The organism is Serratia bockelmannii (genome assembly GCF_008011855.1).
Classification (GTDB): Bacteria; Pseudomonadota; Gammaproteobacteria; order Enterobacterales; family Enterobacteriaceae; genus Serratia; species Serratia bockelmannii.
On the sequence record NZ_VOUX01000001.1, the window covers coordinates 240398 to 253855 of the forward strand.

At 61.1% G+C, this 13458-nt stretch carries 15 protein-coding genes; 8 read left to right on the forward strand and 7 right to left on the reverse strand.

What is annotated here, in order from left to right:
- The first annotated feature begins 234 nt into the window (after positions 1-234).
- The gene (gene ygbI / locus FOT55_RS01255; protein WP_025302098.1) at positions 235-1005 is read left to right on the forward strand and encodes a DNA-binding transcriptional repressor YgbI; all 771 of its coding nucleotides are present in this window, start codon (positions 235-237) and stop codon (positions 1003-1005) included.
- 13 nt (positions 1006-1018) lie between these two features.
- Here the strand turns inward: ygbI and FOT55_RS25375 are convergent, their stop codons facing one another.
- The 4 genes from FOT55_RS25375 to FOT55_RS01275 form a co-directional block, all read right to left on the reverse strand.
- Positions 1019-1213, reverse strand: a complete 195-nt coding sequence (locus tag FOT55_RS25375) for a hypothetical protein (protein WP_154219752.1) — start codon at positions 1211-1213, stop codon at positions 1019-1021.
- A gap of 287 nt (positions 1214-1500) precedes the next feature.
- Complete coding sequence (locus tag FOT55_RS01265; RefSeq protein WP_025302099.1) at positions 1501-2268, reverse strand: molybdopterin-dependent oxidoreductase; 768 nt, start codon at positions 2266-2268, stop codon at positions 1501-1503.
- Complete coding sequence (locus FOT55_RS01270; RefSeq protein ID WP_049203409.1) at positions 2261-2866, reverse strand: cytochrome b/b6 domain-containing protein; 606 nt, start codon at positions 2864-2866, stop codon at positions 2261-2263. The genes FOT55_RS01265 and FOT55_RS01270 overlap by 8 nt, the downstream gene beginning before the upstream one ends.
- A 13-nt stretch (positions 2867-2879) precedes the next feature.
- Positions 2880-3506 carry a hypothetical protein gene (locus tag FOT55_RS01275; RefSeq protein ID WP_025302101.1) on the reverse strand — a complete coding sequence of 209 codons (627 nt, stop codon included), beginning with the start codon at positions 3504-3506 and terminating at the stop codon, positions 2880-2882.
- A gap of 140 nt (positions 3507-3646) precedes the next feature.
- On the opposite strand from FOT55_RS01275, the gene FOT55_RS01280 reads away from it, so the two are divergent.
- Positions 3647-4318 carry a heavy metal response regulator transcription factor gene (locus FOT55_RS01280; RefSeq protein WP_021504273.1) on the forward strand — a complete coding sequence of 224 codons (672 nt, stop codon included), beginning with the start codon at positions 3647-3649 and terminating at the stop codon, positions 4316-4318.
- Entirely contained in the window at positions 4315-5733 is a 1419-nt protein-coding gene (locus FOT55_RS01285) for a heavy metal sensor histidine kinase (RefSeq protein ID WP_147822976.1), read from the forward strand. Before FOT55_RS01280 ends, FOT55_RS01285 begins: the two co-directional genes overlap by 4 nt.
- 13 nt (positions 5734-5746) lie before the next feature.
- On the opposite strand, the gene FOT55_RS01290 is transcribed toward FOT55_RS01285, so the two are convergent.
- Positions 5747-7213, reverse strand: coding sequence for a sensor histidine kinase (locus FOT55_RS01290; protein ID WP_049208889.1), 1467 nt, complete (start codon positions 7211-7213; stop codon positions 5747-5749).
- Between the two features lie 3 nt (positions 7214-7216).
- Positions 7217-7930 carry a response regulator transcription factor gene (locus FOT55_RS01295; RefSeq protein ID WP_147822977.1) on the reverse strand — a complete coding sequence of 238 codons (714 nt, stop codon included), beginning with the start codon at positions 7928-7930 and terminating at the stop codon, positions 7217-7219.
- A 149-nt stretch (positions 7931-8079) separates the two neighbouring features.
- Here FOT55_RS01295 and FOT55_RS01300 point away from each other — a divergent pair, with 149 nt between their 5' ends.
- The 4 genes from FOT55_RS01300 to FOT55_RS01315 all read left to right on the forward strand — a co-directional run bounded on the left by FOT55_RS01300 (position 8080) and on the right by FOT55_RS01315 (position 10363).
- Complete coding sequence (locus tag FOT55_RS01300) at positions 8080-8691, forward strand: cytochrome b/b6 domain-containing protein (protein ID WP_141970010.1); 612 nt, start codon at positions 8080-8082, stop codon at positions 8689-8691.
- 10 nt (positions 8692-8701) lie between these two features.
- Complete coding sequence (locus FOT55_RS01305) at positions 8702-9478, forward strand: molybdopterin-dependent oxidoreductase (RefSeq protein ID WP_141970008.1); 777 nt, start codon at positions 8702-8704, stop codon at positions 9476-9478.
- Positions 9479-9537: 59 nt separating this feature from the next.
- Entirely contained in the window at positions 9538-9828 is a 291-nt protein-coding gene (locus FOT55_RS01310; RefSeq protein ID WP_060436890.1) for a pentapeptide MXKDX repeat protein, read from the forward strand.
- Between the two features lie 64 nt (positions 9829-9892).
- Positions 9893-10363 carry a YkgB family protein gene (locus FOT55_RS01315; RefSeq protein ID WP_019454465.1) on the forward strand — a complete coding sequence of 157 codons (471 nt, stop codon included), beginning with the start codon at positions 9893-9895 and terminating at the stop codon, positions 10361-10363.
- A gap of 45 nt (positions 10364-10408) precedes the next feature.
- Here the strand turns inward: FOT55_RS01315 and FOT55_RS01320 are convergent, their stop codons facing one another.
- On the reverse strand, positions 10409-12448 hold the full coding sequence (locus FOT55_RS01320) for a choline transporter (RefSeq protein WP_004939112.1): 2040 nt from the start codon (positions 12446-12448) through the stop codon (positions 10409-10411).
- Between the two features lie 400 nt (positions 12449-12848).
- On the opposite strand from FOT55_RS01320, the gene betI reads away from it, so the two are divergent.
- Complete coding sequence (gene betI, locus FOT55_RS01325; RefSeq protein ID WP_025302109.1) at positions 12849-13451, forward strand: transcriptional regulator BetI; 603 nt, start codon at positions 12849-12851, stop codon at positions 13449-13451.
- Positions 13452-13458 lie beyond the last annotated feature (7 nt).

A 13458-nucleotide genomic window follows, 5' to 3' on the forward strand; every position in this document is an offset into this window, starting at 1 on the left:
TAAGCGCTTAGTGGCCGTTTATCCGCGATCGATATCACAATAATTAACAATGTGTGAAACGAATTTTTCGGGTGATTTCTGGTCTGTATCAACATTACTATTATGTTTTTAAATAAGATTATGTTTACCTGACCTAACTGCGCTCGCCGTCACGCCGCGAAAAATTAGGGCTATCGGCGAACGAAAATTGACGTAAAATCACAATTATTATCACCGCAGCAACGAGAGGGAACCGTGATACCTGTAGAACGCCATCAACAAATTCTTGCGCTGGTATCCGAACGCGGCGTCGTCAGCATTGCCGAGCTGACCGAACGGCTGGGGGTGTCGCACATGACGATCCGCCGCGATTTGCAAAAGCTGGAGGAACAGGGCGCGGTGCAGTCGGTCTCGGGCGGCGTGCAGGCGCCTGAGCGGGTGGCAAGCGAACCTTCGCACCAGGCCAAAGAAGGGATGTTCAGCCGGCAGAAAATCGCCATTGGCCGGCTGGCGGCGCGGCAAATTCCCGCCAACAGCTGTATTTATCTGGATGCCGGTACCACCACGCTGGCGCTGGCGAAACAGATCGGTGAACGTGAAGATTTGACGGTGGTGACCAACGACTTTGTCATCGCCGGGTTCCTGATAGAGCATAGCCAGTGCCGAATCATCCACACCGGCGGCACCGTGTGCCGGGAAAACCGTTCCTGCGTTGGCGAAGCGGCGGCGCAGGCGCTGCGCGGTCTGTTTATCGATCTGGCGTTTATCTCCGCCTCTTCGTGGAGCATGCGCGGCCTGTCGACGCCGAACGAAGACAAGGTGATGGTGAAGAAGGCCATCGTCGAGGCCAGCCGCCGCCGCATTCTGCTCAGCGATACGTCCAAATACGGCAAGGTCGCGACCTACCTGGCGCTGCCGATTGCTGCCTTTGACGCTGTCATTACCGACGAGGGGTTGCCCGCCGCCGCGCGGGAGGCCATTGAGCAAGCGGGGATTGCATTGCTGACGGCGGGAGAAGAAGAATAAGGACGAACCGGAATCAGGATGAAAGTTCGGTATCGATGCTACGTGCGGGCGGTTCACTGGCTTCAACGCCGCCGCGTTCACGCCATTCGCGGCGCCTTTGTTCAGCCCATTCTTCGTGGAAGGCTTGCATCTCTTTTTGGTGCCGTTCCTTCATGCTCATAGGGATTGGGTGGGATTCTGCCGTTAACAGGCGGGATTTCGATGACATATAATCCGTCCTCAATAAGCGCTTGGTTGTACAAATAATGTACGCGATGCGCGTGTTTTTTCAAGAGCGAGTCGTAAATTCTGGCTAATGCTGGCCTGAGCGGTACGCTGAAAACCAATCCTCCGTGACAGGTGGCGCATTGATCTCCCTCACATCAATATCCATGATAAAATCCTTTTTACTATTATTTTTCCTATAGTTATCCCCTTTGTGACGAACAGATTATTAACTGCGTCGGAGACGATCCTCCAGCCGCCGATGAAAGTTGTGCGCAGCGCCGCGCAAAACTAAATGCCGCTGAACCAGTTGTAGCCCTGATCTTCCCAATACCCGCCTGGATTGACGTCGCTGACGAAGATCGCGGCGATATGTTTGGCGTTTTTGAACCCCAGTTTGGTCGGCACGCGCAGCCGCAACGGGTAGCCATAGTCAGCCGGCAGCGCCTTGCCGCCGAAATCCAGCGCCAAGATGGTCTGCGGGTGCAGCGCGGTGGCCATGTCGAGGCTGGCGTAGTAACGATCGGCGCATTTGAAGCCGACGTAACCGGCATTCAGATCCGCGCCGACGTGCTGCAGAAAGGTGCGCAGCGGCACGCCTCCCCATTGACCAATGGCGCTCCAGCCCTCAATGCAGATCAGACGCGTGATCTGGCTTTGCTGCGGCAGCCGCTGCAGCTGTTCCAGCGTCCAGGGGGCTTTTTTCTCCACCTTCCCCGCGACCTCAAGCCGGTAGCCGGCGAGATCGATCTCGGGGACGTTGTATTCCGGGTAAAACGCGTTGAAGGGGAAAGGGTGGGTGATCTGGTCCGGCCGGTAAGTTTGCGCCAGCCGCTGGCCGCTGAACAGCCAGGCCTGCACCCGGTCGTTCCAGCGTGACATGGCCCACAGCACCTTATCCACCCGATCGCCGTCTTGCAGGTTGCAACCGGTGAGCATGGCGATGCCGCCCAGTGTCAGCCCGGAGCGCAACATCAGGCGGCGCTGTAGATTGACCAACTGCTTTTTTTGGTCCGGTTCCAGTTTTGGCGCGGTTGCCCGCGGTTTTTTCTCATTCATGTTTGCCACCCGTTATCATCGCCCACAGGGTTTTGGGCACGACAGCCACCATAAAGACGTGGATCGCCACAAACAGGCCAATGCCGGCCATGGCGAAGAAATGCACGTAGCGCGCGAAATCGAAGCCGCCAAACAGGGCGACCAATCCCTGCAGCTGAACCGGCTTCCAAATCGCCAGGCCGGACAGCACCAGTAATAGCCCCAGCGCCAGTACGCCGAGGTACATCAGTTTCTGAATGGCGTTATAGCGGCCATGCCGGTGGCGCAGGCGCAGCGTCAACGCCAGCCAGATATCCTGCCGCAGCGCGCCGAGGCGAAGCGGCAACAGATCGCGGCGAAAATGACCGCTGAACAGGCTCCACAGCAAATAGCAGACGGCGTTGAGCGCCAATAGCCACATCACCGCCAAATGCCAACCAATCGCGCCGCCCAGCCAACCGCCCAGCGTCATCTGCGGCGGAAAGCGGAAATCGAACAGCGGCGAGGCGTTGTAGATTTCCCAACCGCTCATGAACATGCACACCATGGCGAACAGGTTGATCCAATGAGTGATTCGAACCGGCCAGCGATGCACCGGCGGCGACGCGTTGGTCTTCATGGCTTTCCTCCGGTTACATCGGCGGCACAGTGCCGTCTTTGCCGGCGGAAATGCGGGTGGCGATGCGTTCGCCCTTATCGTCGGCGGCGGAGAACAGCACGATGTGCACGCCCGGTTTCAGCAGGCTCAGATCGCCCGGATCCAGCGTCACGATCGGCACGTCTTCCGGCACGACGACGGTTTTCTGCTGGTTGCCGTAGGTGACGGTCAGGGTGCGGCCGTTGGATTTCACCAGTTTACCGACGGTGCCGTTGGTCATGGTGTCCACTTTGCCGTCGGCGGATTCCCAGGCCGAGTGCCCTTCGCCGGTGCCGCGCAGGCTGGCGGCGAACACGTGCACTTCCAGCGCTTTGAGCGTGCCGTCCGGCTGCGGCACGGCGGCGGTGCCGATAAAGCTGTCCGGTTTGATATCGTCCAGCGTGGCTTTGGAAACGCTGAGCACTTTGGTCTGATCGTTCAGCTTGACGCTGAGTGTCTCGCCCTTGCGGTCGGTCAGCTGCAGATTGCCGTCGGCAACCTGCGTGATGGTGCCGCGCAGCGGCGCAATCACCTTGCCCGGCGGTTGGGCGGCGGCGGCCAATCCGCTGGAAAGCAGTAACGTGGACAACAGTAAACCGGCTATACGATGACGGGTAATCATAACGTTCTCCTGAAATGAGTTTGCCGGTTAAGCATGGTTGACCTACTGGGTCAGCGCCATGGCCGTTTGATGACATTAATGTCATCAAGTTTGTCCGCCGAAGCTGCTAGTATTTTTGCAGACGTAACGAGGTGGTGAGCATGCGAATACTGGTAGTTGAAGACGATATCGGCACAGGGGATTACCTGAAGAAAGGGCTGGGGGAAGCGGGCTACGGCGTCGATTTGGCGCGCACCGGCACCGACGGGCTGTTTCGCGCGTTGGAGCAGGACTACGATGCGATCGTGCTCGATGTGATGCTGCCGGGGCTGGACGGTTGGCAGATCATCGAGGTATTGCGCAAGAAAAGCGACGTGCCGATCCTGTTTCTCACCGCCCGTGATGGCGTGCAGGATCGCATCCACGGCCTGGAGCTGGGCGCGGACGACTATCTTATCAAGCCGTTTTCCTTTACCGAGCTGGTGCTGCGTTTACGCACCTTGCTGCGCCGCGGGCCGGCGCGCGAAGCCGATCATTACGCTATCGCCGATCTGCAGCTGGACGTGCTGCGCCGTCGGGCGGTGCGCCAGGATCAGGTGATCCCGTTGACCAACAAGGAATTCATGCTGCTGCACCTGCTGGTGCGGCGCGAGGGCGAAGTGCTGTCGCGTACGCAGATCGCCTCTCAGGTGTGGGACATGAATTTTGACAGCGACACCAATGTGGTTGACGTGGCGATCAAACGCCTGCGCGCCAAAATCGACCGGCCGTTCGACGTCAAGCTGATCCACAGCGTGCGCGGCATCGGCTATGTCTGCGAGCCACGCTCGTGAGCGGGCGCACGTCACGTCGGCCGGTGTCGCTGACGCTGCGCACCGCTACGCTGTTCGCGCTGGTGGCCGCGTTGGTGGTGAGCGGGACAGGCGGGTATCTGTTTAGCGCCATGCGCCAGGAAATGACGCTGCGCAGCGATCTGCAGGTGACCGGGCGCGTAGAGTATTTCCGCCATTTACTGGGGCAGCGCTTTCCTTTGGCGCGCCTGACCGCCAATAACGGCCTGTTTGAAAACATGCTGGGCAATGAACAGGACGTGCTGATTTTCCAAATCCCGGGGCAAAAACCGCTCATCAACGTGAACCCCGCCAGGGTGGCCCTGCCGCCGATCGCGCCGACGCCGCCTGAACAGGCGCAGACGCTGGCCGCCGTGCGTGGCGGAGAAACGGCGCAGGGGGTGCCGCTGCGCGCCGCTTCGGCGATGGTGCGTCTGGAAGACGGCAGCCTGTTGCAGATCTCCGCCGCGCATGTGATGGCCAACGAGCAGAAGATGCTGGCGCGTTACCTGTGGCGCATCGTCGCGGCGGTCGCGGTGGCTTTCCTGCTGATTGCGCTGCTGGGCTATGGGGTCATGCGGCGGGGATTGAAGCCGTTATGGCGCATGGCGGCGCAGGCGTCGCAGATTGCGCCCAATACGCTGTCGACACGCCTCAGCGAGCAGGGGGCGCCGAAGGAGTTGCAGCAGCTGACCCGTTCGTTCAATGCGATGCTCGATCGGTTGAATGAAGGCTATCAACGGCTGACGCAGTTTTCCGCCGATCTGGCCCATGAGATCCGCACCCCGGTAGGGGCGTTGATGGGCCAGTGCCAGGTGGCGCTTTACCAGCCCCGCAGCGTGGAAGAGTACGAAACCCTGCTGTCGAACAATATGGATGAGCTGGAGCGCATTTCCCGCATGGTGGAAAACATTCTGTTTCTGGCGCGCGCCGGCGAGGCGCAGTCTGCGCTGAATTACAGCCGCCTGGATGTGGCGCTGGAGCTGTGGCGGGTGGCGGATTATTTCGAAGGGCTGGCGGAAGAACGCGGCATTGCGTTGAGCTGCGAAGGGGAAGGCGCGCTGGAGGCGGACGCGATGTTGTTCCAGCGGGCGCTGAGCAACCTGGTGGCCAACGCGGTGCGTTATGCCGACGAAAACAGCCTGATCGTCCTGCGGGCTGAACGGCGCGCCGATGCCTGGTGGGTGCAGGTCATCAATCAGGGGAAGCCGATCGCGCCGGCACAGTTGGAAAAATTGTTCGATCGTTTCTATCGCGCCGATCCCGCACGCAGCGCCGGCAATCATGCCAGTGGGCTGGGGCTGTCTATCGTGCGCGCCATCATGACGCTGCACGGCGGTGAGGTGCGCGCCGAATGTATCGGGCGCGCGCCTGTCGCCAACATCCTCTTCAGCCTGCGGTTCCCGATCGCACAATAACCGTTGTGCCGTGTTAACGCGGCGGAATGGCGAAGCGGAAGCAGGCGCCGCTTTGCGCTTGTTCGATCAGCTGAATATCGCTGTCGTGCAGCTGCAGAATACGCCGCACGATCATCAACCCCAGTCCGCCGGAAGGGCGCCGGGCGCCGCTCAGGACAGACGGGCGCACGAACAGATCGGCGCGCAGCGTCTGCGGAATGCCGGGGCCGCTGTCGCTGACCTGGACCATGACCCGATCGTCCTGCCGCCACAGCCGCACGCCGATGTCGCCGCCGGGCGGCGTATGGCGAATGGCGTTGTCCAACAGGTTGGTCAGCACCCGCTCAATCATGCTGAGATCGGCGAACACCGGCGGAATGCCGGGAGCGATGTCGGCGTGCAGCCGCTGGTTGCGCGCCTCTGCCGCCAGCTCGAACTTCTGGAACACGTCCTGCAACAGCTCGCTGAGGGAGAAGGGCTCTTTCTGCGGCTTCACCACGCCATACTCTAATCGAGCCAGCTCGAACAGCTCCTGCGCCAGCTTGCCCACCTTGCGGCTTTGCGCCAGCGCGATCTCCAGATAGCGCCGCCGATCGGCTTCGCTCAGGGTGGCGGCCTTAACCGACAGCGTCTCCAGATAGCCATGCAGCGAAGTGAGCGGGGTGCGCAGATCGTGCGAGACGTTGGCGATGAATTCACGCCGCAGCCGATCCTGCTGCGCCAGCGTTTGCCACTGTTCGGCCAGGCGCTGCGCCATGCGGTGGAAGGCCTGTTGCAGCTGGCTGACTTCGTCGCGCCCGGCCCGTACCGCCGGCAGCGCCGCGTAGGCCTGCACCGCTTCGATGCCGCCGCTGTCCAGCGCGCTGACCTGCCGGGTCAGGCGACGGATCGGGCGCGTTACCCAATAAAACGCGAAACCGCCGGCCAGCAGGCTGAACAGCACCATCAACCCAGAAGTCCACAGCGCCATCCTGACCGCCGAGTTGAACTGGGCGTTGCTGGCCAGCGCCGTGTACTCTTCGCCGAGCAAGACCACGTACAGATAGCCTTCGACCCGGCCGTCGACCTTCAGCGGCGCGACGCTGAACACCTTGCGCCCGTCCGCGCTGCGCGGATCGTCGCCATACACCGGCATCTGCGCGCCATCGAGCAGCGCCTGCAGCGGCGCCAGCGCGACCCGCTGCCGCTTCAGATGCCCGGCCGGCGCGGCGTTGCCGATAATCGCGCCCTGTTTGTCGAGCAGGTAAACCTCCACGCTGGGGTTCACCGCCATCAGCTGGTCGAACAGGGTATGCACCGCCTGAGGATCCGGCCCGTTCACCCCCAGCAGCGGATTGCTGTCGGCGATATGCTGCGCCAGGTTGCCGGACAGGCGCTGGATCACCGCCTGGCTGTACTGGGTGCTGCTGCGTACCTGCATCCAGCCGGAAAAGGCGCAGCCGATGACGATCAGCAGCGTGAAGATCAGCGTGAGGCGTTGCGCTAACGTCAGGTTTTTCATGGCTCACTCATGCGGCGCGGCCGCGAATTTATAGCCCATGCCCCACACCGTGAGGATGCGCTCGGGTTCTGCCGGGTTGCGCTCGATCTTGATGCGCAGCCGGTTGATATGGGTGTTGACGGTGTGCTCATACCCTTCGTGCTGATAGCCCCAAACCTGATTCAACAGGCTGAGGCGCGAGAACACCTGGCCCGGATGGCGGGCGAAAAAATACAGCAGGTCGAATTCGCGCGGCGTCAGCTCGACCGGTTGTTGGTGCAGGTGCACCTCGCGGGCGATCGGATCGATGGTCAAATCGCCGAAGCTGAGCACGCCGGCGTCCATGCGCAGGTTGCGGCTCATCGCCTCCTGGCGGCGAAACAGCGCCTTGACCCGCGCCACCAGCTCCAGCATGGAGAAGGGTTTGGCCAGATAGTCGTCGGCGCCCAGTTCCAGCCCCAGCACGCGGTGCACCTCGCTGGAGCGCGCGCTGGTGATGATAATCGGCGTGTAGCGCGTCATGGTGCGCGCCCGGCGGCAAATCTCCAATCCGTCCACGCCCGGCAGCATCAGATCGAGGATGAGGGCGTCCCAGCCGCCCTGTTCCAGCATCGCCATGCCCCGGTTACCGTCGGCGGCGTGGCTGATGGCGTAACCCTCGTCACGCAGATGCAGCTGCAACAGCTCGGCGATGTCACCGTCGTCCTCGACGATCAAAATTCGTTTTGGCTTTTCCATTCTCATTACCGCTGATTGCCCATCCTCTCTGAAGTCTACACAACCCCCACCGGTGGAGTTATCACATTTTATTTAACTTTGCGTGAGGTCTTGGGGAACAAATCCGGGGAATACTTGGCTCATCGCATCGCTAGCTGGCAGGAATCTTTATGAGCCTCACTCTCACTCCGGAACAACGACAGACCGTACATCCGCTGTGGCTGCGGTTGACGCACTGGCTGAATGCGCTGGCGATGCTGATCATGGTGACCAGCGGCTGGCGTATCTACAACGCCTCGCCGCTGTTCAACTTCAGCTTTTTCAACGAGCTGACGCTCGGCGGCTGGCTGGGCGGCGCGCTGCAGTGGCACTTCGCCGGCATGTGGCTGTTTGGCGTCAACGGGCTGTGCTACCTGCTGATCAACCTGGCCAGCGGGCGTTTCAAACGCAAGTATTGGCCGCTCAGCCCACGGCAGTTTCTCGCCGATATAGGTACCGCGCTGCGCGGCAGGCTGCAACACGCCGACCTGCGCCACTACAACATGGTGCAACGCGTGGCCTATCTGTCGGTGATGATCCTCGGCGTGATGAGTGCGCTGTCCGGGCTGGTGCTGTGGAAATCGGTGCAGTTTCCGCTGCTGCGCACGCTGCTCGGCGGTTATGAGGCGGCGCGCTATATCCACTTTTTCGCCATGTCGGCGCTGGTGGCCTTTGTCGCGATTCACCTGGTGATGGTGGCGCTGGTGCCACGGACGCTGCTGGCCATGCTGCGCGGACGCTAAGGAGTGAATGATGGAAAAGGATAAACCGATCATGACGGTCATTGAAGGGCAGGCGATCGTCAAAGAAGCGCAGCGGCTGTTGAGCGCGCCTTCGCGCCGCCGCTTTCTGCGCAACGGCCTGACGCTGGGCGGCATCGCCATGCTCACCGGCTGCGATCTCAGCGATAACGCCAACGTCGAACAGGCGCTGAGCCGCATCTCGCGCTTCAACGATCGGGTGCAGGGCTGGCTGTTCAATGGCGACCGCCTGGCGCCGGTCTACCCGGAATCGATGATCACCCGGCCGTTCCCGTTCAACGCTTTCTACGCCGAGGAGGACGCGCCGGACATCAACGGCGACGACTACCGTCTGGAGGTTGCGGGACTGGTGCAGGACAAACGCGCCTGGAGCCTGCCGCAGCTGCACCGGATGGCGCAGGTCAGCCAGGTGACGCGCCATATTTGCGTCGAGGGCTGGAGCGCCATTGGCAAGTGGGGCGGCGTGCCGTTCGCGACCTTTCTCAAGGCGATCGGCGCGGATCTGAGCGCCCGCTACGTCAGCTTCAAATGTGCCGATGACTACTACACCAGCATCGACATGGCCACCGCGCTGCACCCGCAGACGATTATCGCGCTGACCTATGACGGCCAGATCTTGCCGCGCAAGTATGGCTACCCGATGAAGCTGCGCATGCCGACCAAGCTGGGCTACAAGAATCCGAAACACATTCAGGTGATCGAGGTCACCAACCGTTTCCCGGGCGGTTACTGGGAAGACCAGGGTTACAACTGGTTTGGCGGCAGCTGAGGCGGCCGCCGGCCATTCTCCGGCACCCCGGTGCCTTTGACATGACGGAAGGAAATACCATGAAAAAGTTATTCGCAATGATGATGTGCAGCGCGTTGATGCTGGGCGTGGCCGGCGCCAACGCCGCGGACGGCATGAGCAAAGACGCGATGAAAAAGGACGGCATGAGCCAGATGTCGCACGACGGCATGGCCAAAGACGGCATGAAGAAAGAGTGTATGGGCAAGGAGTGCATGAAGAAAGACAAGATGGGCAAAGACGCGATGAAAAAGGATGGCATGGCGAAAGACGGTATGGCCAAAGACGGCATGAAGAAAGACGAAATGAAGAAGGACGCGATGGGGCACTAAGCCGCCGCACCCCGCGGCCGCAAGCGGGCGAGCCGCGGCGGCCGCGGACAATTAAGGAGAGAGGATGATGCAGGCGACATGGCTGCGGCGCTTTCAGCGCTCGAACGGGGACGTTATCTTTATGCGCGCGGCGCTGGTGGTGATCTTCGCCGCCTTCGGTTACGCCAAGTGGTTTGATTACGAGGCGCAGGGGCTGGTGCCGCTGATCGGCAACAGCCCGCTGCTGAGCTGGATGCATCAGGCGTTCGGCATCCGCGGCGCCAGCTATGCGCTGGGCGTTGCCGAGTGGAGCTTCGGTTTGCTGCTGCTGGCGGGATTCTGGTCGCGGCGGCTGGGATTGCTGGGGGCGATCGGTTCGACGGTGACCTACCTGACCACGCTGACGCTGATCTTTTCCACGCCGGGCGCCTGGGAGCCTTCCGCCGGCGGTTTTCCTGCCATGGCCGGGGCCACCAGTTTTTTAATCAAGGATCTGGTGTTGCTGGCCGGTTCCCTGGTGCTGCTGAAAGCCGACTTGCCGGCCGAGCAGGCATAAAAAAGGGCGTAGCCTGGCTACGCCCTTTCGCTGATTGACCGGTTATCACATATCCGGGAAGGTCAGGGTGCCCCCCGGCGCTTCGCGATGAATGTGCAGGAAGTTCAGGTGCTTCTCGTACTGGTCGAGGATATCGCCAATCACCTGTTCCTTGCTGTAGTCCATCAGGTCGTTGCCCTGGGTGCCTTCCATCAGGAAGGTTTCCAGCCGGTAGTAGTGCGACTTGCCGGAGCGCGCGCGGTAGGTGAAGCCCGGCACCGAGTAGCGCATCGGCCAGATCTGATAGATAAAGTTCTGTTCCTCACCCAGGTGCACCAGCAGCTCCAGGTGGTTCAGGCGTTCGTCTTCGGTCGGCGGCACTTCGCTGAACTCCACTTTCGCGCCGCGCAACTCCAGCTCGCGCGCCACGTCCTGCATCGCCGGGCGGCACACCTTATCCAGCATTTTCTGCGTGTACTGGGTGCCCGGGTAGTTCATCACCCGCGACAGGCGCTGCTTCCAGTTGAGCACGTCGTGGCTGGAGACCGGCACTGGCGCCAGGGTGCTGAGCGCGCTGGCCTTGCGGTAGTCTTCCACCCGCAGCGATTTATACAGCCCGGCCATCACGAAGAAGATCACGAAGCTGAACGGCAGGCCCATGATCACCGTGGTTTTCTGCAGCGCCGGCACGCCGTCGGTCATCAGCATGCCGATGGTCAGCAGGCCGATAGCCACCGACCAGAAAATCCGCAGCCAGTTCGGCGCATCATTATTAATGTCGGCCAGGCGCGAGGTGAAGTTGCCCAGCACCAGCGAGCCGGAGTCCGCCGAGGTGACGTAGAACAGCAGGCCGGTGATGGTGGCCACCGAGGCGCTGAAGGTGAAGCCGGGGTATTGCGCCAGCAGGCTGTAGAAGCCGCGTTCCGGGAACTGCATCACTTCCTGAGCAAACTCGGCGTTGCCGTGGATGATCTGGTACAGCGCGCTGTTGCCGAAGATAGACAGCCACAGCAGGGTAAACACGAACGGTATGATCAGCGTGCCGACCACGAACTGACGAATGGTGCGCCCGCGCGAGATGCGCGCCAGGAACAGGCCGACGAACGGCGACCACGCCACCCACCAGGCCCAGAAGAACAGCGTCCAGTTGTTCATCCACTCCACCGGCCGATCGAAGGCGAAGCTGTTGAGCGTCATGCCCATAAAGCGGTTGACGTAATCGCCGACGTTGAGCACCAGCGCGTTGAGCAGGAACTCGGTGTCGCCGAAGAACAGCACGAACAGGATCAGGCCCAGCGCCAGCAGCACGTTCAGCTCGGACAGGATGCGGATGCCCTTGTTGACCCCCGAGGTGACCGAGATGGTGGCCATGATCACCGACAGCAGGATCAGCGAGCCCTGCACCGTCAGGTTTTCCGGGATCTCGAACAGCACCTTGAGGCCGTAGTTGAGCTGCACCACGCCAATGCCCAGCGTGGTGGCGATGCCGAAGATGGTGCCAAGCACCGCGGCGATGTCCACGCTGTGGCCGATCGGGCCGTTGATGCGCTTACCGAAGATCGGGTACAGCGCCGAGCGGATGGTCAGCGGCAGATTGTAGCGATAGCTGAAGTAGCCGAGGGCGATGCCCATCAGCGCATACATCGACCAGCCGGTCAGGCCGTAGTGGAACAGCGTCCAGACCATCGCCTGGCGGGCGGCCTCCAGCGTTTGCGCGTCGCCTTCCGGCGGCATCATGTACTGGGTCACCGGCTCGGCGACCGAGAAGAACATTAGATCGATGCCGATGCCGGCGGCGAACAGCATCGCCGCCCAACTCATCAGGCTGAACTCCGGTTTGGACTGTTCCGGCCCGAGCTTGATGGAACCGAAGCGCGAGGCGGCGATAAACACCACGAACACGATGTACAGCGTCGCCGCCAGCAGGTAGTACCAACCGAAGGTGGTCGACACCCAATTCAGCGTGCGGGTGATCCACTGCCCTGAGAAGTCGGTGAAAAAGATGGTCATCAGCGAGAAGGCCAGGATCAGCCCCGCCGAGGTGAAGAAAACCACAGGGTTGAGGCGGTCCTGCTGCGGTTTGGAGGAGGTTTCGCGTGTTGTCATCGTCATCCTCTGAACTGAGTAAAATCGTGCCGCTCCGCATTTCGGGGCGCGTTGGCGCCGCCGGAAAACGGGCGAATGAAGGCGGCGACCATCCCCATGGGAATGGCCTGAAAAACGCCGCTTTCGCCTGTTGCTGAAGCACCGGAGCGCTTCGTGGCGGGAACCGCTTACAGCCACTGATTTTGGTCAGATTCGTTAATTACCTCACAAAAATCAGCCAGTTCTACAACCAGATAGTACAAATTTTTAACCAGGCGGCAATAAAATATATGCAATTTTTATTGAACGTTCAATCAAAAAAAAGTTTAATAGTCCTCATGATGACCTGAATCACGGGCGAAACGGCAGTGAAATTTGCCCGCTGAGATAAGGCCGAAGTCGGTTTTGTGAGAGTCGAAATATGCCAAAGGTAGGAATGCAGCCAATCAGAAGGCAGCAGTTGATTGATGCCACGCTCGCCGCGGTAAACGAAGTGGGAATGCATGACGCCACCATCGCGCAGATCGCGCGGCGGGCCGGCGTTTCCAACGGCATCATCAGCCATTATTTCAAGGACAAGAACGGCCTGCTGGAAGCCACGATGCGCTATCTGATCAGCCATCTGGGCGAGGCGGTGAAGCTGCGGTTGCAGGCGCTGACCGATAACAGCCCGGCGGCGCGGCTGCAGGCGATCGTCGCCGGCAACTTCGACGACAGCCAGATCAACAGCGCGGCGATGAAGACCTGGCTGGCCTTTTGGGCCAGCAGCCTGCACCAGCCGCAGCTCAACCGGCTGCAACAGGTGAACGGCCGCCGGCTTTATTCCAACCTGTGCGCCGAGTTTCGCCGCGTTATGCCGCAGCCGCAGGCGCGGTTGGCGGCCAAGGGGCTGGCGGCACTGATCGATGGGCTGTGGCTGCGCAGCGCGCTGCGCGGCTCGGCGTTCAATCAGTCGCAGGCGTTGACGCTCACGACCGAATACATCACGTTCCAACTCCGGGGGCAAACGCCGCCCGGAGGCTAACTCAAGG

What these genes read in the sequence shown, in the direction of transcription:
- FOT55_RS25375 (WP_154219752.1), bottom strand. Translation starts at nt 1,213, where the DNA reads ATGTCATCGAAATCCCGCCTGTTAACGGCAGAATCCCACCCAATCCCT.
- FOT55_RS01265 (WP_025302099.1), bottom strand. Translation starts at nt 2,268, where the DNA reads ATGAATGAGAAAAAACCGCGGGCAACCGCGCCAAAACTGGAACCGGAC.
- FOT55_RS01270 (WP_049203409.1), bottom strand. Translation starts at nt 2,866, where the DNA reads ATGAAGACCAACGCGTCGCCGCCGGTGCATCGCTGGCCGGTTCGAATC.
- FOT55_RS01275 (WP_025302101.1), bottom strand. Translation starts at nt 3,506, where the DNA reads ATGATTACCCGTCATCGTATAGCCGGTTTACTGTTGTCCACGTTACTG.
- FOT55_RS01280 (WP_021504273.1), top strand. Translation starts at nt 3,647, where the DNA reads ATGCGAATACTGGTAGTTGAAGACGATATCGGCACAGGGGATTACCTG.
- FOT55_RS01290 (WP_049208889.1), bottom strand. Translation starts at nt 7,213, where the DNA reads ATGAAAAACCTGACGTTAGCGCAACGCCTCACGCTGATCTTCACGCTG.
- FOT55_RS01295 (WP_147822977.1), bottom strand. Translation starts at nt 7,930, where the DNA reads ATGGAAAAGCCAAAACGAATTTTGATCGTCGAGGACGACGGTGACATC.
- FOT55_RS01300 (WP_141970010.1), top strand. Translation starts at nt 8,080, where the DNA reads ATGAGCCTCACTCTCACTCCGGAACAACGACAGACCGTACATCCGCTG.
- FOT55_RS01305 (WP_141970008.1), top strand. Translation starts at nt 8,702, where the DNA reads ATGGAAAAGGATAAACCGATCATGACGGTCATTGAAGGGCAGGCGATC.
- FOT55_RS01310 (WP_060436890.1), top strand. Translation starts at nt 9,538, where the DNA reads ATGAAAAAGTTATTCGCAATGATGATGTGCAGCGCGTTGATGCTGGGC.
- FOT55_RS01315 (WP_019454465.1), top strand. Translation starts at nt 9,893, where the DNA reads ATGATGCAGGCGACATGGCTGCGGCGCTTTCAGCGCTCGAACGGGGAC.
- FOT55_RS01320 (WP_004939112.1), bottom strand. Translation starts at nt 12,448, where the DNA reads ATGACAACACGCGAAACCTCCTCCAAACCGCAGCAGGACCGCCTCAAC.
- betI (WP_025302109.1), top strand. Translation starts at nt 12,849, where the DNA reads ATGCCAAAGGTAGGAATGCAGCCAATCAGAAGGCAGCAGTTGATTGAT.